A 21,432-nucleotide genomic window follows, 5' to 3' on the forward strand; every position below is an offset into this window, starting at 1 on the left:
GTGCGGTTCACTACGCCCCCGGGTACGCTTTACACGGCGCCCCGGCACCCCGTGGGGGGCCCCCCCGGCCCCCCGCCCCGGGTGTCGGGGGGGGGGGCGGGGGGCCCCCCCGGCGGCTCAGGGGCGCAGCTCCTGGGTGCAGCACTTCACGCTGCCGCCGCCCTTGAGCAGCTCCGACAGGTCCATGCCCAGGGGCTCGAAGCCGCGGTCACGCAGCGGTTCGAAGAGCCCCACCGCCGCCTGCGGCAGCAGCACGTGGTGGCCGTCGCTCACCGCGTTCAGGCCGAGCACCGCCGCGTCCCGCTCGGTCGCGAGCAGGGCGTCCGGGTAGAGCCGGGACAGCACCTCCTGGCTGCCGGGGGAGAAGGCGCCGGGGTAGTACATGACCTCGTCGCCCTCCGCGTCCAGGACGCACAGGGCGGTGTCCAGGTGGTAGTAGCGCGGGTCCACCAGTTCCAGGCCGACCACCGGGCGCCCGAAGAACTCCTGCGCCTCCAGGTGCGAGAGCGGCGTGGAGCGGAAGCCCCGGCCGGCCAGGATCCACGACGAGGTGACCGCGAAGTCGCCCTCGGCCTCGTTCACGTGCTCCGGTACGCGCACCTCGGTGTAGCCGTTGGCGCGGAACCAGTCCAGGTGCGCGGCCTCCTCCTCCGTACGCTGCGAGTGGGCGAACCTGGCGCCGAGCACCCGGCCGTCCACCACGGTCGCGCCGTTGGCGGTGAAGACCATGTCCGGCAGGCCGGGGAGCGGGTCGAGCAGTTCCACGGTGTGGCCGAGGGCGCGGTAGCGGGCCGTCAGGTCCTCCCACTGGGCGAGGGCGAGCGGCAGGTCGACCGGTTTCGTGGGGTCCATCCAGGGGTTGATGGAGTACGTCACCTCGAAGTGCGTGGGTGGGCACATGAGGTAACGGCGGGGCGAGGCCTCGCGCGGGGTCTGGCGCAATGAGAGCTCCTCACGGACGGAGAATCAGTCGTCGGACGGAGCTTATGGTCCGCCCTCGACCGGGCTGTGCGCAGTGAACCGATCGGGTGGTTCCGCCGAATCTTCGGGGGGAACAGTTGGGCGAGACGCACCGTCTCGCCAGCTGCTAGATTGAAGCCATGCCCGACGCCAAGAGCACCGCCAAGGCCCCCGACGCCTCACGGCGCAGTGAGCGCTCCCGCCGCGCCATCTTCGACGCAGCCCTCGCCCTCGTCTCCGAGACGGGCTACGCCAAGACGACCGTCGAGGGCATCGCCGCCCGCGCCGGCGTCGGCAAGCAGACCATCTACCGCTGGTGGCCCTCCAAGGCCGCCGTCCTCCTCGACGCCTTCCTGGACCTCGCCGCCCAGGCCAATGAGGCGCTCGGCGGCGACGCCGACAGTGAGATCCCCGACACCGGTGACCTCGCCGCCGACCTCAAGTACGTGCTCCGCGCCACCGTCGACGAGCTGAACAACCCCACGTACGACGCCCCCTCCCGCGCCCTCGCCGCCGAAGGCGTCGTGAACCCCGAACTCGGCACCCAGTTTGTCGAGAAACTCCTGGAACCCCAGCTCCAGTACTACGTACGCCGCATCGAGGCCGCCCAGGCCGCCGGGGACATCGACCCCGCCGTCGACCCCCGTATCGCCCTCGAACTCCTCGTCGGGCCCCTGAACCACCGCTGGCTCCACCGCACCCTGCCGCTCACCCACGCCTACGCCGACACCCTCGTCGACTACGCGCTGCGCGGGCTCGCGCCCAGGGCGTAACCCCGTTACGTACCCCGGTTGGGTACTCCGGTCACCTGAAGCACGGGAAGATGCGACGATGGGCAGAGCCGAACGGGCGAGTAACAGGCGAGCGCAGGTGTGAGGGGATAGATGGGCGACGGTATCGGCCGCTACCGCGGCACGGAGAGCAGATTCGCGCACTGGCTGCGCAGGCGCCCGAAACGCACCGCGGCCGAGGACGAGAACCGCCGCGAGACCCTGCTCCTGGACATCGCCGCCGCCGGACTGCCCCTCGCCCCCGCCGCGTACCCCGTCGGCTACCGCTGCTCCTGCGAGCGCATCGGCTGTCCGACCCCCGCCCGGCACCCCGTCTCCTTCGCCTGGCAGACCCAGTCGACCACCGACCGCGCCCAGATCGAGCGCTGGGCCCGCAACGAGCCCGAGGCGAACTTCGTCACCGCCACCGGCATGGTCCACGACGTCCTCGACGTACCGCTCGCCGCCGGCCGGGCCGCCCTGGAGCGGCTCCTCGACCGGGGCGTGGAGGTCGGGCCCGTCGCCGAGTCGGCCGAGAGCGCGGGCGACGGCGGCCGGATGCTCTTCTTCACCGCCACCCGCGGCACCCCCGAGGACGAGGACGAGTGGTGGCCCTGCGAGCTGGACTGCCATCCGGAGACCATGGACGAGCACCCGGGGCTGCGCTGGCACTGTCGCGGCAGCTACGTCCTCGTACCGCCGGCCCGGCTCATCGGTGACGAGGACGAGCAGCCGTCGGTCGCCTGGGTCCGCGGCCCCGAGCACGCCCTGCCGGACCCGCTGAACCTCCTGGAGACCCTCACCGACGCCTGCGCCCGCCACGCGGCCGAGCGCGGCGACCAGCACGCCGAACCCGCGGTCGCCTGGCCGCTGGGCCGCCGCTGAAGGCTGAGGAACGGACCCGGCTGGGGATACCCAGGCGGTACGAACGTGCTTACGAGCCCTTCGCCGCCGTGACGCCCTGGAGCCGGTTCGTGACCGTGACCGCGCCGTCCGTCGTGCCCGCGGGCTTCACCAGGACCGACTGGCTCGACACCCACTCCTTCGTGACGGTGTTCTTCACCTCGCCCGTCATCAGCGCCTTCACCTCGTCGCCGACCTTCGGCCGGTACCCCTGGGCCGCCGTCTGCCGCTCGAAGTAGCGCGTCGCGAAGAAGACGAGGGCTCCGCCGTCCTCGGTCGCGAGGGCCAGCGGCGTGAAGTCCCCGGTGTCCGTGGGCTGGTCGATGTACTGCGTCGCCATGCCGACCCGCTTCGCGTCCTTCTGCCGCTGCTCCCGCCAGCCGGTGGTGTGCGGTCCTGACGCGAACGGGCCCTGCTCCCCGCCCCCGAGGTACGTGGTGTAGCTCCGGCCCAGGTCCTTGGGCGCCAGCGCGAGGCCCGTCGCGTCCGCGGCGACCGGGACCGCGAACCCTCCGGCCGTCTTGAACGCGGGGCGCTCGTCCGGGGACAGGATCGTCAGATAGGCGGCTTCCCACAGCTGGTCGGGGCCGTTGCGCACGAAGGCGACGAGCCAGCGGTTGCCGCTGTTGTCCGTGCCGGTGTCCCGGTTGGAGTCGGTGTCCGCGACGAACCAGCGCGGCCAGCCCGCCTTCTTCGGCACGACGAACTTCGCGTCGGTGAGCTCCAGGGGCTGGTGCTCCGGGTTGCCGTCGGGCTGGGTGACCGAGCGGGCCTTCATCGCGGCCTGGTTGATCGCCCCGAACGGACCGGTGACCCGGTCCGCGTCGAGCTTGGGATCGTGTTCCTTGTCGGCCTTGTTGTACGCCGCGATGAACTCCTTGAGCGCCTGCGCGGCCTCGGCCTGCGTCGCCGCCGGTACGACCTCCCGCTCGCCGTGCACCGTCACGCAGCCGCTCGCCGTCAGCGCGAGCGCTCCCGCCAACGCCGTCGCCACGAGAACCCTCGACGGTCGCCCCAGCTCAGTGCGTGCCCTCGACGGGCGCCTCGGCCTTCTCATCGGTCGCCTTCTGCTTCTCCACGGGCACGGACGGACCCGACCCTACCGGGGCCAGGAACAGCGCGAGCGTCGGGATCAGATAGAGCGCCCACACCGTGACCTGAAGGACCGTCGGGTCCGGCTGGAAGTTGAAGACGCCCTTGAGGAGCGTCCCGTACCAGCTGTCCGGCGGAATCGTCGCCGAGACGTCGAATGCCTTGTCCGCGAGACCGTCCAGGAAGCGCGCCTCCTGGAGGTCGTGCACGCCGTACGCGAGGACACCGGCCGCCACCACGACCAGCATGCCGCCGGTCCAGGTGAAGAACTTCGCCAGGTTGATCCGCAGCGCACCGCGGTAGAACAGCCAGCCGAGGAGCACCGCCGTGCCGATGCCGAGCAGCACCCCGATCAGCGGCGCCGACGTGCCGTCCGACGAGGCCCGCACGGACGCCCAGACGAAGAGCGCCGTCTCCAGGCCCTCGCGGCCCACCGCCAGGAAGGCGGTCGCGACCAGGGCACCCGTACCCATCTGGAGCGCCTGATCGAGCTTGCCGTGCAGCTCCGCCTTCAGATGCCGGGCCGTGCGCCGCATCCAGAACACCATCCAGGTGACCAGGGCCACCGCGAGGATGGAGAGCGAGCCGCCCAACAGCTCCTGAGCCTCGAACGTCAGCTCCTGCGAGCCGAACTCGAGCCCCGCGCCGAAGGCGAGCGCGATCCCGACCGCCACCCCGATGCCGATCCAGATCGGCCTCAGGGCGTCGCGGCGCCCGGTCTTCACCAGGTACGCGATGAGGATGCAGACGACCAGACTGGCTTCGAGGCCTTCGCGCAGCCCGATCAGATAATTGCCGAACACGTCGGTCCCTTCCCTTCCAGGAGAACAGCGCCCGTCTAGGAGAACAGCGCCCGGCCCCACCAGTCGTCCGTGTCCCGGACGCCCGGCGGGACGGCGAAGAGCGCCGAACCCACGTGCTGGATGTACTCGTTGAGGACGTCCGCGCGGGCCAGCGAGGTCTGCACCGGGACGAAGCCGGTACGGACGTCCCGCTGGTACGCGAGGAAGAACAGGCCCGCCTCCAGGCGGCCCAGGCCGTCGGTGCCGTCCGTGAAGGAGTAGCCGCGGCGCAGGATCGTCGCCCCGCTGTTGGAGTCCGGGTGCGCGAGGCGCACATGGGCCTCCGGCTTCATCGCCTTCAGGAACGGCTCGTCGTGCTCCTTGGCCTTGCCGACCGGCGCGCCCTCCCTCTTGTCGCGGCCGAAGATGTCCTCCTGCTCGGCCAGCGGGGTGCGGTCCCAGGTCTCGACGTTCATCCGGATCCGGCGGGCGACCAGGTACGAGCCGCCCGTCATCCAGGCGGCCCGCCCCGGGGCGTCCTTGGCGGGGACCCACACGTGCTTGTCGAGGCCCGCGGTGTCGGTGCCCGCGATGTTGCGGGTGCCGTCCTTGAAGCCGAACAGGTTGCGCGGGGTCTGCGCGTCGGGGGTGGTGGAGGACGTCTTGCCGAAGCCGAGCTGCGACCAGCGGACCGCGACCTTGCCGAAGCCGATCCTGGCCAGGTTGCGGATCGCGTGCACGGCGACCTGCGGATCGTCCGCGCAGGCCTGGACGCAGAGGTCGCCGCCGCTCCGGGCCGGGTCCAGGTTGTCGCCGGGGAACTTGGGCAGGTCGACCAGAGCCCCCGGCCGCCGGTCCGCGAGCCCGAAGCGGCCGTCGAACAGCGAGGGCCCGAAGCCGATGGTGAGCGTGAGCCGGGACGGCTTGAGGCCGAGGGCCTCGCCCGTGTCGTCCGGCGGGGCCTCCGGCAGCCCGCCGTAGGCGCCCTCGCCGACCTCGTGACCGGCCGTCATCCGCTCGGCGGCGCGGGTCCAGTCCTTCAGGAGCTGGACGAGCTCGGCACGGTCCGTCGTCTTCACGTCGAACGCGGCGAAGTGCAGCCGGTCCTGGACGGCCGTGGCGATCCCGGCCTGGTGGGCCCCGTGGAAGGGGACGGCCGAGCCGCTGTCGGAGGCGGGCACGGGGGTGTCCCCGGGGCGGCCGAGGGCGACGGCGCCGCCGGCCGCGGCGGCGCCGAGCGCGAGCCCGGCACCGCCCCAGCCGAGGACCGTGCGCCGCGAGGTCGGGGTGCTTGCCCCGGCCGCCTCTGCGGTCTCGTTGGCTTCGGACATGTCCGTGTCCTCCCGCTACTTCACGACCGCGGCGGCGAGCTTGGAGAGCGGCTCGGCCAGCGCGTTGACGCCGTCCGACAGCTCCTTGCGCTCCGCCTTGCCGACCTTGTCGTACGAGGTGAAGACGTAACCGTTCTTGTCCGTGCGGTACTTGTCGAGGAGCGTGTTCAGCGCCGCGAACTGCTTGTCGAGTTCGGCGACGAGCGTCGGGTCGTTCTTCGAGGCGACCGGCTTGAGCAGCTCGAAGGACTTCTGCGCGCCCTCGACGTTCGCCTTGAAGTCGACGAGGTCGGTGTGGGAGTAACGCTCCTCCTCGCCCGTGACCTTGCCGGTGGCGACCTCGTCGAGGAGCTCCTTGGCACCGTTGGCCATCGAGGTCGGGGTGATGTCGGCCTTGCCGACCCGCTTCACCCAGTCCGCGAGGTCCTTGTCGAGGGTGTCGGCGAGCTCCTTCTCGCGGTCGCCGATCTTCTTGTCCTGCCAGAGCGCCTTCTCCAGGCGGTGCCAGCCGGTCCAGTCCTTCGCCGGGTCCTGGCCGGCCTCCAGGCCGTCCTCGCGGACGTCGACCTTCGGGTCGATGTCGCCGAAGGACTCGGCGACCGGCTCGGTGCGCTCCCAGCCGATACGGGAGTCGGCGTACGCCTTCTTCGCGGCCTCGACGTCACCGGCGCGGACGGCGTCGGTGAAGACCTTCACCTTGGGCAGGGTCTGGTCCGCCTGCGCCTGCACGTACTGGCGGTAGGCGGCCACGGCGGCGTCCATCTCGGGGGAGCGCTTGGCGGCCGCGGCGCCACCGGTGACGGTGACCTTCTGGCGGATGCCGTCGCCCTTCATGCCGGGCTTGCACGCGATCTCGTACTCACCGGCCTTGACCTCGGCGGTGACGGTGGCCTTGGTGCCGGGGCCGATGTTCTCGCGCTCGGTCACGATCCGGTCGTCCGGGTACAGGATGTAGACCTCGGTGACCTTCGTGCCCCGGTTCTCGACGGCGAGCTCCACGTGCCCGGCCGGGAACTCCTTCTTCGAGACCTCGCAGGAGTCGTCCTTGGCGACGACCGTGACGGCGCCGTCGTCACCCTTGGCGTCGCTCTTCTCGGTACAGCCGGTGACGGCGGTCAGTGCCGCGGCGGTGACCGCGGCGGTGACGACGGAGAGACGGACGGCTCGCATACGGGCGCTCCAGAGGGGATCGGGACGGGGGTGAGACCGGGTGAGACCGGGTGAGGCGGGCCTAACTTAACCGAGGCTTACCTCAGGCATACCGGGCCGTCCAGTGATTCCGCTCTCACGTTCCCGGCCCGGTCGCGACGGGGTCACGGCACGCTCTGCGGCGCACCATGGCAGGGTCAAGCGCCGGTCAAGGCGCCGGATTTGCCGGATTCGGGCGCGGGTCCGGATCCGTGCGCGGGGCGGGGTTCGGCTTCGGCTGCGGATCCGTGTGCGGCGCGGCGCGGGACGACGAGGGGGACTCCGGTCCGCGGGTGCGCGAGCACCTCCACCGGCTGCCGGTACACCCGGCTCAGGAGCTCCTCGTCGAAGACCTCGGCCGGTGGTCCGTCGGCGGCGATCCGCCCGGCGTGCAGGACCGCGACCCGGTCCGCGTGCGCGGCGGCGAGGCCGAGGTCGTGCAGGACGACGACCACCGCGACCCCGGCGGCGGCGCGTTCGCGGCAGACCTGGAGGACGAGTTCCTGGTGGCGCAGGTCGAGCGCGGCCGTCGGTTCGTCGAGCAGCAGCAGCGGGGTGCGCTGGGCGAGTACGCGGGCCAGGGCGACGCGGGCGCGTTCACCGCCGGAGAGCGCGGAGAAGGGGCGGTCGGCGAACTCCGCCACCTCGGTGGCCGCCATGGCCTCGGCGACGGTGGCCTCGTCCTCCTCCTCGTACCCGGTCCCGGCCCACGGGGCTCGGCCCATCCGGACCACCTCGGCGACCGGGAACGGGAAGGCGAGCGCGGCCGCCTGCGGCAGCACGGCCCGGCGCAGGGCCAGTTCGGGCGCGGACCAGCGGGTGACGGGCCGGCCGCAGATCCGTACCTCGCCGCCGGCCGGGGCGAGATCGGCGGCCAGAGCGCCGAGCAGCGTGGACTTCCCGGCCCCGTTGGGCCCCACCAGGGCCAGCACCTCACCGGCCCGTACGAGAGCGTCCACCCCGCCGAGCACCTCCCGCCCCCCGAGTCCGACACGGAGGCCCCGGGCCTCGGCGACAACGTCACCGGCGGCCGGCGGGACGGGAAGCTCGCGCCTACGGCCCGCGAGCCGCAGAAGACCGCTGATCATGCCCAACCACCTTGCCTGCGACGAGTCCTGCGCAGCAGCCAGAAGAAGAACGGGCTGCCGAAGAGGGCGGTGAGGACGCCCAGGGGGAGTTCGGCCGGGGCCGCTACCGTACGGGCCGCCAGGTCGCCGGCCGCGAGGACGACCGCGCCGCCGAGCGCGCTGCCCGGGACCAGGAAGCGGTGGCCGGGGCCGTTCGCCATCCGCAGCAGGTGCGGGACGAGCAGGCCCACGAAGGTGATGATCCCCGCCACGGCGACCGCGGCCGCCGTGAGCAGTGCCACGACCAGGATGAGGACGATCCGCAGCCGTTCCACCTCCACGCCCAGGTGCCGCGCGGGCCGCTCGCCGAGTGCGAGGAGGTCCAGCTTGCGGGCGTAGAACGGGGCGATGGCGAGACCGATCAGCGCGCACGGCAGGACGGCGAGCACCTTCGGCCAGGTGGCCTGGGCGAGCGAACCGAGCTGCCAGAACGTGATCTGGGTGATCTGCGCGTTGTCGGCGAAGAAGATGAACAGGCCGATCAGGGCGCCCGCGAAGGCGTTCACCGCGATACCGGTGAGGATCAGCGTGACCACTTCCGTACGGCCGCCCGCGCGGGACATCGCGTACACGAGGAACACGGTCGCGAGCCCGGCCACGAACGCGCAGACCGTCACCGTCCAGTTGCCGAAGAAGCTGAGGCCGAGCGCGATCGCCCCGACCGCGCCCACGGCCGCGCCCGCCGAGATGCCGATCACTCCGGGCTCGGCGAGGGGGTTGCCGAACACGCCCTGCATCAGGGCCCCCGCGCAGCCGAGCGAGGCGCCGACGAGGATCGCGAGGACCACCCGGGGCAGCCGGATGTTCCACAGCACGCTCTCCGCCGACCGCTCCAGCGCGTGGCCGCCGAGGCCGACGCGGTGCTGCACGGAGGCGAGGACGTCCCCGAGCGGGATCTCGTACGCCCCGATGCCGGCGGACAGCAACGCGAGGACAAGGAGGACGGCGAGCAGGACGAGGGTGAGGGTGGCGGCGGTACCGCGCGGCTTACGGCCGGAGGGCGCCGTGGGCGCCGAGGCCGCCGTGGTCGCCGAGGGCGCCGGTGTCGCCGAGGCCGCCGGGGCCTTCGAGGTGGCCGAGGGCGCCGGGGCCTTGAGCGCCCCGTCGTCGGGCAACGGCTGCGTCACCGAGTCTTCGACGGCCGTCACTTCGTCGCCCCGTACAGCTGGCCGACCAGCGACCGCAGCACCTCGTCCGTGCGCGGGCCGTAGTTGAGGAGGACGCCGTCGTCGATCGAGACGACCCGGCGGTCCATCCCCGCCGGGGTCTCCGCGACGCCCGGGACCTTCACCAGGCCGTCGACGCCACCGACCGACTGGAGGCCCTTGGTCATGACGAGGATCGCGTCGGGCGCGGCGGCCGCGAGGGCCTCGCTGGTGATGGGCGTGAAGTCCTTCTTCAGGCCGGACTCCTTGCCCGCGTCGACCGCGCCCGCCGCCTCCAGGAGCGACGCGGCTCCGGACTCGGCGCCGCCGAGCAGGTAGACGGCAGCCGAGCCGCGCACGTACAGGAAGGCCACCCGAGGCTTGCTCTTCGTACCGCTCTGGGCGGGAATGTCCTTGCGAACGGCGTCGATCCGGTCCTGCGTGCGCTGCTTCAGCGCGGTCCCCGCCTCCGGCGCGCCGAGCGCGGCGGCGACGGTGTCGATCCTGGCGGACACGTCCGCCAGCTCCTTCGCGGGCTTCACCACGACGAGCGGGATGCCGGCGTCGCGGATCTGGGCGATCGCCTCGGCCGGTCCGGTGGAGGTGTCGGCGAGGACGAGCGTAGGCCGGAGCGAGAGCACGCTCTCGGCGGAGACGTCGTGGGCGCGGGTCACCACCGGGAGTTTCGCGGCCTGTTCGAAGGTGGCCGTGATGTCCCGGGCGACGACCCGGTCGCCGAGGCCGAGGGTGAAGACGATCTCGTTGAGGGAGCCGGTGAGCGGGACGATCCGCTCGGTGGAGGTGACGGTGACCTTCCGGCCGTCCGCCGAGTCCATGGTCGCCGGGAGCGTGGACTTCGGGGCGCCGGTCAGGGGTTCGACCCGGTCCGGGGCGGCCTTCGCCTGTGGGGAGTTCGCCGAGGGGCCGGCCTGCCGCGGGGCGCTTTCGTCGCCGCAGCCGGTCGCCAGGAGCGCGAGCGCGAGTGCTGACATCAGCACACCCGCGAGGCGAGTTCTCTGCACGGGGAAGCACCGTCCTGTTCGTTCTGGGCAGCAGTCTGTCGCTTTGCCTCCGGGTACCTTAGGTTAGCCTTACCTCACTTGCTAGCCCTCGGAGGGGTTCCATGCTGCTGTCCAGACCCGCCCGGGCGTTCACCGTCCTGCTCTTCGCGGCGATCCTCGGGTCCCTGCTCCCGGCCACCGCCGCCCAGGCCGCGGGCCGCACGGTGCAGGGTGGCAGACTCGACTGGGGAATCAAATCCTCGTTCCAGAGTTATGTGACGGGCCCCATCGCACAGGGCAATTGGAATCTCACGGGCGGCGCCGCCACCGTCGGCGGCAGCCAATTCCGCTTCCATTCCGCACAGGGCTCGTACGACCCCGCGACCGGCGCTCTCACGGCCGGCTTCTCGGGCGGGGTCCGCTTTCTCGGTCACCGCAAGAGCGACGGCACCCACGAGCTGGATCTGACGGTCAGCCGGCCCCGGGTGCGGATCGAGGGCGGGCGCGGCACGCTCTACGCCGACATGGCGAGCAAGGCCAAGGGCTCGGGGCAGGTCACCACCTCCTCGCAGGTGCCGCTCGCCTCGCTGAACCTGTCCGGCATCGACATGCGCGGCGGCGGCAGCCCGATCTCGCTGACCAACGTGCCCGCCACGCTGACCGCGCAGGGCGCGCGAGCCTTCGCCGGCTACTACACGGCCGGTACGCCGCTCGACCCGATCAGCCTCACCGTCGACGTGAAGGCGGCCGCCGAGCCGACCGCGACCAAGTCCCCCGAGCCGTCCGCGACGACCTCCGCCGCCCCCGGCGGATTCCGGGACGGTGCCGTCGACTGGGGCGTGCGCCGCACCTTCCGCGAGTACGTCACCGGCTCCATCGCCCAGGGCAAGTGGACCCTGTCCGCCGGTGCCCAGGACGGCGGCGCGCTGTTCCGCTTCCCGAGCGGGAAGGGCACGTACGACGCCCGGAAGCAGACCCTCGACGCCGACTTCGCGGGCTCCGTCCGCTTCACCGGCACCCACATCGACCTCGCCCTCGGCCAGGTCTCGGTCACGGTGACCGGCGGCAAGGGCACGCTCAGCGCCGATGTCACCAGCGCCGGCAAGACCGAGAAGGCCGTACCCCTGGTCACCTTCACGGCCAAGGACTTCGCCCCGAAGAACGGCCTCGCCGTCCTGACCGAGGCGCCCGCGACCCTCACGGAGGGCGGCGCGAAGGCGTTCGGCGGGATGTACAAGGCCGGTACGGAGATGGACCCCGTCTCGCTGGCCGTCGCGGTCGACGCGAAGGCCCAGCTGCCGGCCCTGCCCGACCTGGGCAGCGACACCAAGCCCTCGGCCTCGGCCGCCTCCCCGTCCGCCTCGGCCTCGGCGGCCCCGGCCGCTCCGGCGAAGGCGGCGGCATCGGAGGAGTCCTCCGCGACGGCCACGTACCTCGCGCTCGGCGCGGGCGTGCTCCTGGCCGCGGCGATCGCGGTGTACGTCGTCGTCAGGCGACGCCGTACGGCGACCCCTTCGGCCTGACCCCGCCCCCTTTCAGGCCCTCGCCCCCCCGTAATCCTCCCCCTCACCCCCGATCCCTGTAGGAGACCACCCGCCATGGCCACAACCACCCGTCGACCCGTCGCCCTCGCGGCGGCCGTCGCCACCGCCGCCGCCCTCGGGGCGAGCGTCTTCGCCCTGCCCGCCCTCGCCGCGGACGGGCCGGACAAGGCGGCCGGCGCGCCCGTGACGGAGCTGAAGGAGGGCACGCTGGACTGGGGCTTCAAGGAGTCCTTCCGCAAGTACCTCGCCTCTCCGATGGCTTCGGGCAAGACCACGGTGGCGGGTGGCGCGAAGCAGGCCGCGGACAACGGGGTGTTCACGTTCGTCGACGGCACCGGTACGTACGACACCGGGACGCACGCCACGGCCAACGCCTTCAAGGGCAGCGTCCACTTCGAGGCCCACCACGGCGTCCTCGACATCACGCTCTCCGATGTGAAGCTCTCCACCAAGGGCACGGCCGCGCCGACCGGCGAGATCACCGCCGACGTGGTCACCAAGGGCAACGACGGGAAGTTCGTCACCCGCGACGACATCGCGATCGCCGCGCTCGACATGAGCAAGGTGCGGCCCGGCCAGGGCGCGGGCGGCGCGATGGTCTTCAAGGACATACCGGCGAAGCTGACCAAGGGCGGCGCGGAGGCCTTCTCGGGCTTCTACAAGGAGGGCGACGCGCTCGACGCGGCGACCCTGACGGTGAAGGTTGGCGGTACGAAGCCGACCCCGACGCCCACCCCGACGAAGACCACGCCCACCCCGACCCCGACCCCGACGAAGACCACGGCCCCGCCGACGACCGCCCCCACCACGGCCGCGCCCACGACCGCGCCGACCTCCGGCACGCCTTCGGTCGTCAACGGCAAGCTCACCTGGGGCGTGAAGGAGTCCTGGCGCTCGTACGTCGTGAGCACCTGCGGCGGCAAGGCCACCACGACCGGCGGCGCGACGAAGAACGGCTCCGTGTACGACTTCGGCTTCGGCTCCGCCACGTGGGACGCGAAGGCCCGCAAGGCCGACGCGGTCTTCAAGGGCACCGTCCGCTTCGAGTGCGCGGCGCACACCATCGACCTCGCGATCAGCGACGTCAAGGTCAAGGCGAACGGCTCCTCCGGCACCGTCGTCGTGGACGTCACCACCGCCAAGGGCACGAAGAACGACGTCACCTTCGCCGACCTCGACCTGTCGAAGGCGGACTACTCGGCGAAGAACGGTGTCGTCACGCTCAAGAACGTCCCGGCCAAGCTGACCAAGGACGGCGCGGCCCAGTTCGCGGGCCCGGGCGGCGAGGCCTTCTACAAGCCCGGCACCGCCATCGACCCGGTCACGGTCGCCCTCACCGTGGACAAGGACGCCACCCTGCCGTCCACGACCGGCGGCACCAACGGCGGCACCTCGACCACGGGCGGCGGCTCGACGGCGGGTGGCTCGACCACCGGCGGCGGCACGGTCGGCGGCTCCGGCTCCCTCGCCGCGACCGGCGCGGACCTGCCCACCGGCACCCTCCTCGGCGCGGCCGGCGCGATCGCCGCCGCCGGCGCGGGCGTCGTCATCGCGGTCCGCCGCCGCACGACGACGGTGTCCTGAGCCGACGGCTCCTGAGACCGCCACCCCCCACAGGCAGGGCCGCACCCCCGAAGACGGAGGTGCGGCCCTGCCGCATGAAGCCCGTACGCACGCCTGGCAGATTCCGGGTGGAGCCGCCGAGTGGGACGGCTGGATGCTTGAATTCGGCCATGAACACGACCGCGACGAGTAGCGCCGCCGACATCGACGTCCTGCGTGTCTTCTGCGCGGGCGACGGGCGGTACGGCAACGCGCTGGGGGTCGTACGGGACGGGCGCGCGTTTCCCGACGAGGCGGCCCGGCAGGCGCTCGCGAAGGAGCTCGGGTTCAGCGAGACCGTGTTCGTGGACGATCCCGAGCGGGGGGTCGTCGACATCTACACGCCCGGTGTACGGCTGCCGTTCGCCGGGCACCCGCTCGTCGGGGCGGCCTGGCTGCTCGATCTGGAGCTCGTCCGGCCGCCCGCGGGTGAGGTGTGGGTGCGCGGGGACGGGGAGTTCACCTGGATAGAGGCCCGCGCCGAGTGGGCCCCGGCGCGGACCCTGCGGCGGTACGGCTCGGCCGCCGAGGTCGACGCGCTCGTCGTGCCCGAGCCGGGCGCGTGGGTGTACGCCTGGGCCTGGGAGGACGAGGCCGCCGGGCGGGTCCGGGCGCGCGGCTTCCCCGGGCGCGGGGACGGCATCGACGAGGACGAGGCGACGGGCGCGGCCGCCCTGCTGCTCACGGCGGAGCTGGGCCGGGCCCTGAACATCACTCAGGGCCGGGGGTCGCAGATCCTGACCGCCCCCGGCCCCGATGGAGTGATCGAACTCGGTGGACGGGTCCGCCTGGAGCGGACCCTCACCCACTGAGCGGCGAACTCACGCGCTCAGCGGGAACTCGCTGCCCAGCTCCCGGAACACCGCGCCGTTGAAGTCGAACGCGCGCTTGCACTCGTCGATGATCCGCTGCTTCTCCAGATCGTCCGCGTTCACCCCGTCGAGCAGCTCCCGGTAACCCCGCTTGAAGGCCGCCGGGTTCGTGATCTCGTCGAAGACGTAGAAGCGGACGCCGTCGCCCTTGCGGGCGAAGCCCCACGTGCGCTCCGCCTTGTCGCGGATGATCTGGCCGCCCGAGAGGTCGCCGAGGTAGCGCGTGTAGTGGTGCGCGACATAGCCGGCCGGCCACTCCCGCGCGCACTCGGCCACCCGCTCGGCGTACGCGGTGGTCGCGGGCAGTGGGGTGAGACCCTCGCGCCAGTCCGGGCCCCGCAGGTGGGCGAGGTCCTGCTCCAGGGCGGCCGTGCGGAACAGCTCCGGCTGTATGAAGGGCCCGGCCACCGGGTCGTTCCGCAGCGCCTCGGCACCGTCCTCCAGGGCGCGGTACACGAACCAGAGCTGCTCCGTGTACCGCGTGTACGCCTCGACGGCGAGCCGGCCGCCCATGAGGTCGCTCATGAAGGTCGACGTCTCGGCCTCGGTGTGCTGCTCGTGAGAGGCCGTGCGGATGAGCGTCGAGAAGGGCGTGTCCAAGGCGTGCCTCCGAGGCCGATGGGGACGGGAACCTGTTGAGATACTGCTACTTAGGCTTACCTAAGTCAACTGGTTCCCGACGTCCTGTCGGTAAAAACGTACCCCGAGGAGGCGTCAGGGCAACGTGAGAATCTCCGCCCCGGTCTCCGTCACCACGAGCGTGTGCTCGAACTGGGCCGTCCGCTTGCGGTCCTTGGTCACGACCGTCCAGCCGTCCTCCCACATGTCGTACTCGTGCGTGCCCAGCGTCAGCATCGGCTCGATCGTGAACGTCATGCCCGGCTGGATGACCGTGGTGGCGTGCGGGGAGTCGTAGTGGGGGATGATCAACCCGGAATGGAACGACGAGTTGATGCCGTGTCCGGTGAAGTCGCGCACGACGCCGTAGCCGAAGCGCTTGGCGTACGACTCGATGACCCGGCCGATGATGTTGATCTGCCGGCCCGGCTTGACCGCCTTGATCGCCCGGTTCAGGGACTCACGGGTGCGCTCGACGAGCAGCCGGGACTCCTCGTCCACGTCGCCGCAGAGGTAGGTGGCGTTGTTGTCGCCGTGGACCCCGTTGATGTACGCCGTGACGTCCAGGTTCACGATGTCGCCGTCCTGGAGGACGGTGGAGTCGGGGATTCCGTGGCAGATGACCTCGTTGACCGAGGAGCAGAGCGACTTCGGGAAGCCGCGGTAGCCGAGGGTCGAGGGGTACGCCCCGTGGTCGCACATGAACTCGTGCGCGACCCGGTCCAGCTCGTCCGTGGTGACACCCGGCGCGATGTGCTTGGCGGCCTCCTCCATCGCCTGCGCGGCGATGCGGCCGGCGATCCGCATCCGCTCGACGGTGTCGGGGTCCTGCACCTCGGGACCCGTGTACGGAGTGGGCGAGGGCTTCCCGACGTACTCGGGACGGCGGATGGCTCCCGGAACGGAGCGGTGGGGAGAGAGCTCCCCCGGTACGAGCAGCGACTGGCCAGACATGTCAGCGAGTCTAACGACCGCGTCTGGGGCAGCATGGCCCCAGAGGAAGGAGCCGACGATGGCCCTGTTCAAGAAGCGTCAGGTGGGCAAGCCGGGCGAGTGGTACTACTGCCTCGTTCACAACAAGGTCGAGGAGGGGCCGGACTGCCCCGCCAAGGACCGCTTCGGCCCGTACGCCAGCCCGGAGGAGGCGTCCCACGCGATGGAGACCGCGCAGGAACGCAACCTGGAGTGGGAGAACGACCCCAACTGGCACGACGGCTCGAAGGACGCTCCGAAGACGGACGGGACGTCTGACTAGGCGCGGCTGATCCTCAAGCCGGGGCCCCAGCGGCCCCGGCTTTCTGCTCCGCCTCCCGTTCCTCCTGCGCCGCCTTGTGCCGCCGCGCGTCCTCGTCCGTGTCGGAGTCGTACGTGAGCAGCTTCGGCAGCGTCAGGCAGAGCAGCCCCACCGCGGCCACACAGGCCACGCCGCCGCTCCAGACCGCCGCACGCGTGCCCGTCCAGCCCGCCATGGCGCCCGCCCTGACCTGGCCGAGCTGCGGGCCGACGCTGTAGGAGAGGACCTCGATCCCGGCCAGGCGGCCCCGCAGCTCCTCCGGGATCGTCTGGTTCCAGATCGTCGAGCGGCCCAGGCCGCTCAGCATGTCGCCCGCGCCCGCGAACGCCAGGCAGAGCAGCACCAGCCACACGTTCCCGAACCAGCCGGCCGCCGCGATCGCGAGGCCCCAGCCCGCCGCCCCGAACACCACGAGCAGCCCGTGCCGACGGATCTTCGCGGTCCAGCCGCTGGTCATGCCGAGGGCGAGCGAGCCGACCGAGCCCGCCGCGTACATCAGGCCCAGCGACCACTCCGCGTCCAGCTCCGCCGCCAGGAACGGGAAGATCGCGTTCGGGAAGGCGAAGAACATCGCGGCCAGGTCGATCGCGTACGTACCGAGGAGCACCGGCCGTGACCACGCGTACCGCGCGCCCTCCGCGATGCCGCGCAGCGAGGGCTTCTCGGCGTCGTGCGCGGGCGGCGCGGGGGAGAGGCGGCGGCAGAGCAGGACGGAGAGCGCGAAACCGGCGAGGGTCACGCCGTACGCGGTCGCCTGCCCCGCGTACGCCACGACCAGGCCCGCGAGCGCGGGGCCCGCGATGGCGCCCATCTGCCAGCGCAGCCCGTTGAGCGCGGCGGCCGCCGTCATCTGGTCGTGCGGGACGATCCGGGCCAGGAGCGAGTCGAGCGCGGGCCGCTGGAGCCCGGCCAGCGCGGAGACCATGGCCGCGACGACGTAGAGCGGCCAGAGCAGGGGCTCCGACAGGAGCGAGTTGAGCAGCAGGATCAGGGCGAGAAGCCCGAGCCCCGCCTCCGTCGCGACGATCACCTTCCGCCGGTCCACGGCGTCCGCGAGCGCGCCGCCGTAGAGCCCGAACACGACCAGCGGGACCAGTTCGACGGCCCCCATCAGACCGACGGCGAGCGGCGAACCCGTCAGCTCCATGATCTGCAGCGGCAGCGCGATCAGCGCCATGAAGCTCGCGAAGACGGTCACCAGGCCCTGGATCCACAGCAGCCGGAAGTCGCGGGAGGAGCGCCAGGGCGCGAGATCGGGCAGTACGGCGGAGAGCTTCGAAGTCACGAGGCACCATGCTCCGTCGGCCGCGCGGCGCCGGGCAACCGAATTACGAGGCGACGGGCCAGGTCACACGGGGCTGATCCGTGCTCACCAGCCCGTCGGCGGCGGTGACGTCAGGTGGTCCGCCAGGAGCGAGAGACGGTCACGCAAGCGGCGCCGGCCGCGCGGCGGCGGCAGGCTGTTCTCCCCGGCCGCCGCGCTCACCAGGTGCTGGACCGTGTCCAGGTCCACCTCCGCGCCCGCCCGCACCGTCAGCGTCTCGTGCGCCAGGCCGTGCACCTCCGGGTCGCCGCCGTCGAGCGAGAGCACCGTCGCCCCCGCCCGGCGCGCGTCGTGGACCCGCTCCAGAAGCCCCGCGTCGGGCCGCTCCGGCGCCACGAGCAGCAGCGTCGCCCCGCTGCGCGCCGCCTCCAGGCGCCCGAGGCCGACGGCCAGATGCGCCGGGTCGCCCGGCCGCACCCGGTGCCGTACCAGCGTCGGGGCCAGCTCCGGCTGCCCCGACCAGGCGGCCTCGTCCACGAGGTGCGCGGCCAGGTGCCAGGGCTCGTACCCGTCCGTCCCCACCAGCAGCAGCCCGCCCCCGTGCGGGACGACGGAGGAACGGAGCGCGGCCGCGAACCGGCGGGCCTCCCTCGGCCACTCCGTTCCCGCGAGCACCTCGCGCAACAACGCGACCCGTACGGCATCCATGGCGCCGCATCCTGCCGCAGCCGGACCGCGCGCGTGGGGCGGTCGCCGAGGTTCCACCCGTACGGGATCGGATGGGGCGACCGGCCAGTAATGTCGAGGCCATGACTACGACTGACAGCAAGCCCGCCCCCAAGGACCCCTGGGACCTCCCGGACGTGTCCGGCCTCGTCGTCGGCGTCCTCGGCGGCACCGGCGACCAGGGCCGCGGCCTCGCCTACCGCCTCGCCAAGGCCGGCCAGAAGGTGATCATCGGCTCCCGCGCCGCCGAGCGCGCGCAGACCGCCGCCGACGAGCTTGGCCTCGGTGTCGAAGGCGCCGACAACGCCGAGTGCGCCCGCCGCAGCGACATCGTGATCGTCGCCGTGCCGTGGGACGGGCACGCCAAGACCCTGGAGTCGCTGCGCGCCGAACTCGCGGGCAAGCTCGTCGTCGACTGCGTCAACCCGCTCGGCTTCGACAAGAAGGGCGCCTACGCCCTCAAGCCCGAGGAGGGCTCCGCCGCCGAGCAGGCCGCCGCCCTGCTCCCCGACTCCCGGGTCGCGGCCGCCTTCCACCACCTCTCGGCCGTGCTGCTCCAGGACCCGGCGATCGACGAGATCGACACGGACGTCATGGTCCTCGGCGAGGAGCGCGCCGACGTCGAGATCGTCCAGGCGCTGGCAGGGCGGATCCCGGGCATGCGCGGGGTCTTCGCGGGGCGGCTGCGCAACGCCCACCAGGTCGAGTCGCTCGTCGCCAACCTGATCTCGGTCAACCGCCGCTACAAGGCCCACGCCGGGCTCCGCGTCACCGACGTCTGAGCCGCGACGTCACCGACGTCCGAGCCGACGGACGACCCGCGACGGAGCGAGGCCGGGCATAGGGGACACTGGACGGGCACTCTCAGCCGTACCCGGACAGGAGCCGACCCCCATGCCCCGCCTCGCTCTGTACGCCCTAGCCGTCTGCGTCCTCGCCGTCGTCGCGGCCGTCGTCTCCTTCGCCGCGGGCATGTGGCTGGGGATCGTCTGGGTCCTCCTGGCCGGCCTCTCCTCCAACATGGCCTGGTACTACTTCCGCCGCGGAAAGGCCGAGGCCGCCGCCGCGAGCACCGAGGCCTAGAGGCTTTCGAAAGGCCCTAGACCGCGCAGAGCTCCGGCGTCTCCTGCCAGAAGCGGTAGAGGTTCGAGCCGCAGTAGCGGGAGATCTCCGGCACGCCGAGCGCCCGCATCAGCGCGTCGATCGCGTCGAAGAACGCCCCGTTGATCGCCGGGACGAAGAGCAGCGCGATCACCACGAAGAAGCCGTACGGCGCGTACGGCTCGATCTGCCGCTTGATCTTGTACGACAGCCAGGGCTCGATCACCCCGTAGCCGTCCAGGCCCGGCACCGGCAGGAAGTTCAGGAGCGCCGCCGTCACCTGGAGGAACGCCAGGAACGCCAGCGCGTACTGGAACGCGCGCGGCACACCGTCCAGCGCGTCCAGCCAGAACGGCGCCGTGCAGACGATCGCGAACAGCACGTTCGTCAGCGGGCCCGCCGCCGAGATCAGGCTGTGCTTCCAGCGGCCCCGGATCCGGCCCTGCTCGATGAAGACCGCGCCGCCCGGCAGACCGATGCCGCCGAGGATCACGAAGAGCACCGGCAGGATGACGCTCAGCACGGCGTGGGTGTAGGCGAGCGGGTTGAGCGTGAGGTACCCCTTCGCCCCGATCGTGATGTCCCCGCTGTGCAGCGCCGTGCGCGCGTGCGCGTACTCGTGCAGACAGAGCGAGACGATCCAGGCCGAGGTCACGAAGAGGAAGATCGCCAGACCCGGGGAGGACGCGAAGTCGGTCCACACCGCCCAGCCGGTGACCGCCATGACGGCGAGGATCGCCAGGAAGACCGGGCTGATCCTGCGCTCGTGCCTACGGGTGGTGGCCGTCGTCATCGGTGGGACTCCTCAGGGCGCGGCGGCGTGTGTGCGGGAAACGTGCCGGGGCGGGGGTGAGTTCCTGCGGAGATCCCCGGCTCACGGAGAATAGGGCCTGTGCGCTATTCCGTCCTCGGCCCCACCCAGGTCCACACCGCCGACGGCAGCCCCGTCGCCCTCGGCGGCGCGCGGCTGCGGTCCCTGCTGACCGCGCTCGCCCTCCGCGCGGACCGGACGGTTCCGGTCGGGACCCTGGTCGCCGAGGTCTGGCCCGACGACCCGCCGGCCGACGAGATCGCCGCGCTCCAGGCCCTGGTCGGCCGGTTGCGCCGGGTGCTCGGCCGGGAGGCCGTGGTGTCGGTGCCCGGCGGGTACCGCCTTGCGGCGGCCGTCGACGACGTGGACGCGCGCCGCTTCGAACGGCTCGCGGGGGAGGGCGTACGGGCGCTGGAAGCGGGCGACCCGGCGGAGGCGGCGCGGCTGCTCGACGAGGCGCTCGGCCTCTGGCGCGGGCCCGCGCTCGCGGACCTGCCGGACCGTACGGCGGAGGCAGCCCGCTGGGAGGCCCGGCGCCTCGACGCCCGCAGGGCCCGCTTCGCGGCGGCTCTCGCGCTGGGCGAGGCCGGGGCCGCCCTCCCCGAACTGGCCGCCCTCTGCGAGTCCCACCCCCTGGACGAACCGCTCCAGGCCCTCCGGATCCGAGGCCTGCGCGCGACCGGCCGCGCGGCGGAGGCGCTCGCCGCGTACGAGTCCTTCCGCCGCGCCCTCGCCGACAGCCTCGGCACCGACCCGTCCCCGGAGCTGCGCGCCCTGCACGCGGAGCTGCTCACCCAGGAACCGGAGGCCCCGGCCGCCGTCCGGGCCCCCGCCGCGCCTTCTGCGAAGGCCCGGACCACCGTCCGCCCCGGCAACCTGCGCGCCCGGCTGACCAGTTTCGTCGGGCGGGACCAGGACATCGCCCGGCTGCAGCAGGACCTGCGCGACAGCCGGCTCGTCACGCTCCTCGGGCCCGGCGGAGCCGGGAAGACGCGGCTCTCCCAGGAGGCGGCCGAGCGGGCAGCCGACGCCGCGGCAGCCGCCGCCGGGCACGCCGCCGACGCGGGCTGGCCCGACGGCGTGTGGTTGGCCGAACTCGCGCCCGTCACCGACCCCGAGGCCGTCGCCGAGGCCGTGCTCGGGGCCGTCGGGGCGCGGGAGACCGTGCTGCGCGGCGCGGGCGCCGAGGGGCTCAGGACCGCCGACGACGCGCTGACCCGTCTCGTGGAGCACTGCGCGTCGCGCCGCCTGCTGCTGCTCCTGGACAACTGTGAGCATGTGATCGGCGCGGCGGCGGAGTT

The 21,432-nt window shown here is 72.5% G+C and carries 22 protein-coding genes; 9 read left to right on the forward strand and 13 right to left on the reverse strand.

Going from position 1 to position 21,432, the window contains the following annotated elements; genetic code table 11:
* Positions 1 to 117 precede the first annotated feature (117 nt).
* On the reverse strand, positions 118 to 942 hold the full coding sequence (gene ddaH / locus ACFWRO_RS26955; protein ID WP_384514074.1) for a dimethylargininase: 825 nt from the start codon (positions 940 to 942) through the stop codon (positions 118 to 120).
* 158 nt (positions 943 to 1,100) lie between these two features.
* Here ddaH and ACFWRO_RS26960 point away from each other — a divergent pair, with 158 nt between their 5' ends.
* Together ACFWRO_RS26960 and ACFWRO_RS26965 are read left to right on the forward strand one after the other, a co-directional pair.
* Complete coding sequence (locus tag ACFWRO_RS26960; protein ID WP_384514076.1) at positions 1,101 to 1,733, forward strand: TetR/AcrR family transcriptional regulator; 633 nt, start codon at positions 1,101 to 1,103, stop codon at positions 1,731 to 1,733.
* Between the two features lie 111 nt (positions 1,734 to 1,844).
* Positions 1,845 to 2,615 carry a bifunctional DNA primase/polymerase gene (locus ACFWRO_RS26965; protein ID WP_384514078.1) on the forward strand — a complete coding sequence of 257 codons (771 nt, stop codon included), beginning with the start codon at positions 1,845 to 1,847 and terminating at the stop codon, positions 2,613 to 2,615.
* A 49-nt stretch (positions 2,616 to 2,664) separates the two neighbouring features.
* Here ACFWRO_RS26965 and ACFWRO_RS26970 read toward each other — a convergent pair whose 3' ends face one another.
* The 7 genes from ACFWRO_RS26970 to ACFWRO_RS27000 form a co-directional block, all read right to left on the reverse strand.
* Positions 2,665 to 3,690: a hypothetical protein gene (locus ACFWRO_RS26970; protein ID WP_384514079.1), complete on the reverse strand. Its 1,026-nt coding sequence runs from the start codon at positions 3,688 to 3,690 to the stop codon at positions 2,665 to 2,667.
* Positions 3,653 to 4,528, reverse strand: coding sequence for an iron uptake transporter permease EfeU (gene efeU / locus ACFWRO_RS26975; RefSeq protein WP_384514081.1), 876 nt, complete (start codon positions 4,526 to 4,528; stop codon positions 3,653 to 3,655). Before efeU ends, ACFWRO_RS26970 begins: the two co-directional genes overlap by 38 nt.
* A gap of 35 nt (positions 4,529 to 4,563) precedes the next feature.
* The gene (efeB, locus tag ACFWRO_RS26980) at positions 4,564 to 5,838 is read right to left on the reverse strand and encodes an iron uptake transporter deferrochelatase/peroxidase subunit (protein ID WP_384514083.1); all 1,275 of its coding nucleotides are present in this window, start codon (positions 5,836 to 5,838) and stop codon (positions 4,564 to 4,566) included.
* Positions 5,839 to 5,853: 15 nt separating this feature from the next.
* Entirely contained in the window at positions 5,854 to 7,008 is a 1,155-nt protein-coding gene (efeO, locus tag ACFWRO_RS26985; protein ID WP_384514085.1) for an iron uptake system protein EfeO, read from the reverse strand.
* Between the two features lie 176 nt (positions 7,009 to 7,184).
* Positions 7,185 to 8,114: a heme ABC transporter ATP-binding protein gene (locus ACFWRO_RS26990; protein WP_384514087.1), complete on the reverse strand. Its 930-nt coding sequence runs from the start codon at positions 8,112 to 8,114 to the stop codon at positions 7,185 to 7,187.
* Positions 8,111 to 9,268, reverse strand: coding sequence for a FecCD family ABC transporter permease (locus ACFWRO_RS26995; protein ID WP_384514108.1), 1,158 nt, complete (start codon positions 9,266 to 9,268; stop codon positions 8,111 to 8,113). The genes ACFWRO_RS26990 and ACFWRO_RS26995 overlap by 4 nt, the downstream gene beginning before the upstream one ends.
* Before the next feature lie 29 nt (positions 9,269 to 9,297).
* Positions 9,298 to 10,290: a hemin ABC transporter substrate-binding protein gene (locus ACFWRO_RS27000; RefSeq protein WP_384514089.1), complete on the reverse strand. Its 993-nt coding sequence runs from the start codon at positions 10,288 to 10,290 to the stop codon at positions 9,298 to 9,300.
* A 131-nt stretch (positions 10,291 to 10,421) separates the two neighbouring features.
* Here ACFWRO_RS27000 and ACFWRO_RS27005 point away from each other — a divergent pair, with 131 nt between their 5' ends.
* The 3 genes from ACFWRO_RS27005 to ACFWRO_RS27015 all read left to right on the forward strand — a co-directional run bounded on the left by ACFWRO_RS27005 (position 10,422) and on the right by ACFWRO_RS27015 (position 14,257).
* Positions 10,422 to 11,822 (forward strand): HtaA domain-containing protein, encoded by a 1,401-nt coding sequence (locus ACFWRO_RS27005; RefSeq protein ID WP_384514091.1) that lies wholly within the window; start codon positions 10,422 to 10,424, stop codon positions 11,820 to 11,822.
* Positions 11,823 to 11,897: 75 nt separating this feature from the next.
* Entirely contained in the window at positions 11,898 to 13,427 is a 1,530-nt protein-coding gene (locus tag ACFWRO_RS27010; RefSeq protein ID WP_384514092.1) for an HtaA domain-containing protein, read from the forward strand.
* 149 nt (positions 13,428 to 13,576) lie between these two features.
* Complete coding sequence (locus ACFWRO_RS27015) at positions 13,577 to 14,257, forward strand: PhzF family phenazine biosynthesis protein (RefSeq protein WP_384514093.1); 681 nt, start codon at positions 13,577 to 13,579, stop codon at positions 14,255 to 14,257.
* A 9-nt stretch (positions 14,258 to 14,266) separates the two neighbouring features.
* On the opposite strand, the gene ACFWRO_RS27020 is transcribed toward ACFWRO_RS27015, so the two are convergent.
* Together ACFWRO_RS27020 and map are read right to left on the reverse strand one after the other, a co-directional pair.
* The gene (locus ACFWRO_RS27020; protein WP_384514095.1) at positions 14,267 to 14,917 is read right to left on the reverse strand and encodes a heme oxygenase (biliverdin-producing); all 651 of its coding nucleotides are present in this window, start codon (positions 14,915 to 14,917) and stop codon (positions 14,267 to 14,269) included.
* Between the two features lie 114 nt (positions 14,918 to 15,031).
* Complete coding sequence (gene map / locus ACFWRO_RS27025; RefSeq protein WP_384514096.1) at positions 15,032 to 15,889, reverse strand: type I methionyl aminopeptidase; 858 nt, start codon at positions 15,887 to 15,889, stop codon at positions 15,032 to 15,034.
* A 58-nt stretch (positions 15,890 to 15,947) separates the two neighbouring features.
* On the opposite strand from map, the gene ACFWRO_RS27030 reads away from it, so the two are divergent.
* A complete protein-coding gene (locus tag ACFWRO_RS27030) occupies positions 15,948 to 16,190 on the forward strand; it encodes a hypothetical protein (protein ID WP_384514098.1) in 243 nt (80 codons plus the stop codon).
* A 13-nt stretch (positions 16,191 to 16,203) separates the two neighbouring features.
* Here ACFWRO_RS27030 and ACFWRO_RS27035 read toward each other — a convergent pair whose 3' ends face one another.
* Positions 16,204 to 17,514, reverse strand: coding sequence for an MFS transporter (locus ACFWRO_RS27035; protein WP_384514100.1), 1,311 nt, complete (start codon positions 17,512 to 17,514; stop codon positions 16,204 to 16,206).
* Positions 17,515 to 17,598: 84 nt separating this feature from the next.
* Complete coding sequence (locus ACFWRO_RS27040) at positions 17,599 to 18,201, reverse strand: hypothetical protein (protein ID WP_384514101.1); 603 nt, start codon at positions 18,199 to 18,201, stop codon at positions 17,599 to 17,601.
* Positions 18,202 to 18,302: 101 nt separating this feature from the next.
* On the opposite strand from ACFWRO_RS27040, the gene npdG reads away from it, so the two are divergent.
* Both npdG and ACFWRO_RS27050 read left to right on the forward strand, forming a co-directional pair.
* A complete protein-coding gene (gene npdG, locus ACFWRO_RS27045) occupies positions 18,303 to 19,001 on the forward strand; it encodes an NADPH-dependent F420 reductase (protein WP_384514103.1) in 699 nt (232 codons plus the stop codon).
* A 58-nt stretch (positions 19,002 to 19,059) separates the two neighbouring features.
* Entirely contained in the window at positions 19,060 to 19,302 is a 243-nt protein-coding gene (locus tag ACFWRO_RS27050) for a hypothetical protein (RefSeq protein WP_384514110.1), read from the forward strand.
* Positions 19,303 to 19,318: 16 nt separating this feature from the next.
* Here the strand turns inward: ACFWRO_RS27050 and ACFWRO_RS27055 are convergent, their stop codons facing one another.
* Positions 19,319 to 20,113 carry a site-2 protease family protein gene (locus ACFWRO_RS27055; protein ID WP_384514104.1) on the reverse strand — a complete coding sequence of 265 codons (795 nt, stop codon included), beginning with the start codon at positions 20,111 to 20,113 and terminating at the stop codon, positions 19,319 to 19,321.
* Between the two features lie 90 nt (positions 20,114 to 20,203).
* Between ACFWRO_RS27055 and ACFWRO_RS27060 the strand changes: the two genes are divergently transcribed.
* On the forward strand, positions 20,204 to 21,432 hold a 1,229-nt coding region (locus ACFWRO_RS27060; RefSeq protein ID WP_384514112.1), incomplete at its 3' end, for a BTAD domain-containing putative transcriptional regulator.

Origin of the sequence: Streptomyces sp. NPDC058579 (assembly GCF_042718575.1) — a bacterium.
Lineage (GTDB): Bacteria > Actinomycetota > Actinomycetes > Streptomycetales > Streptomycetaceae > Streptomyces.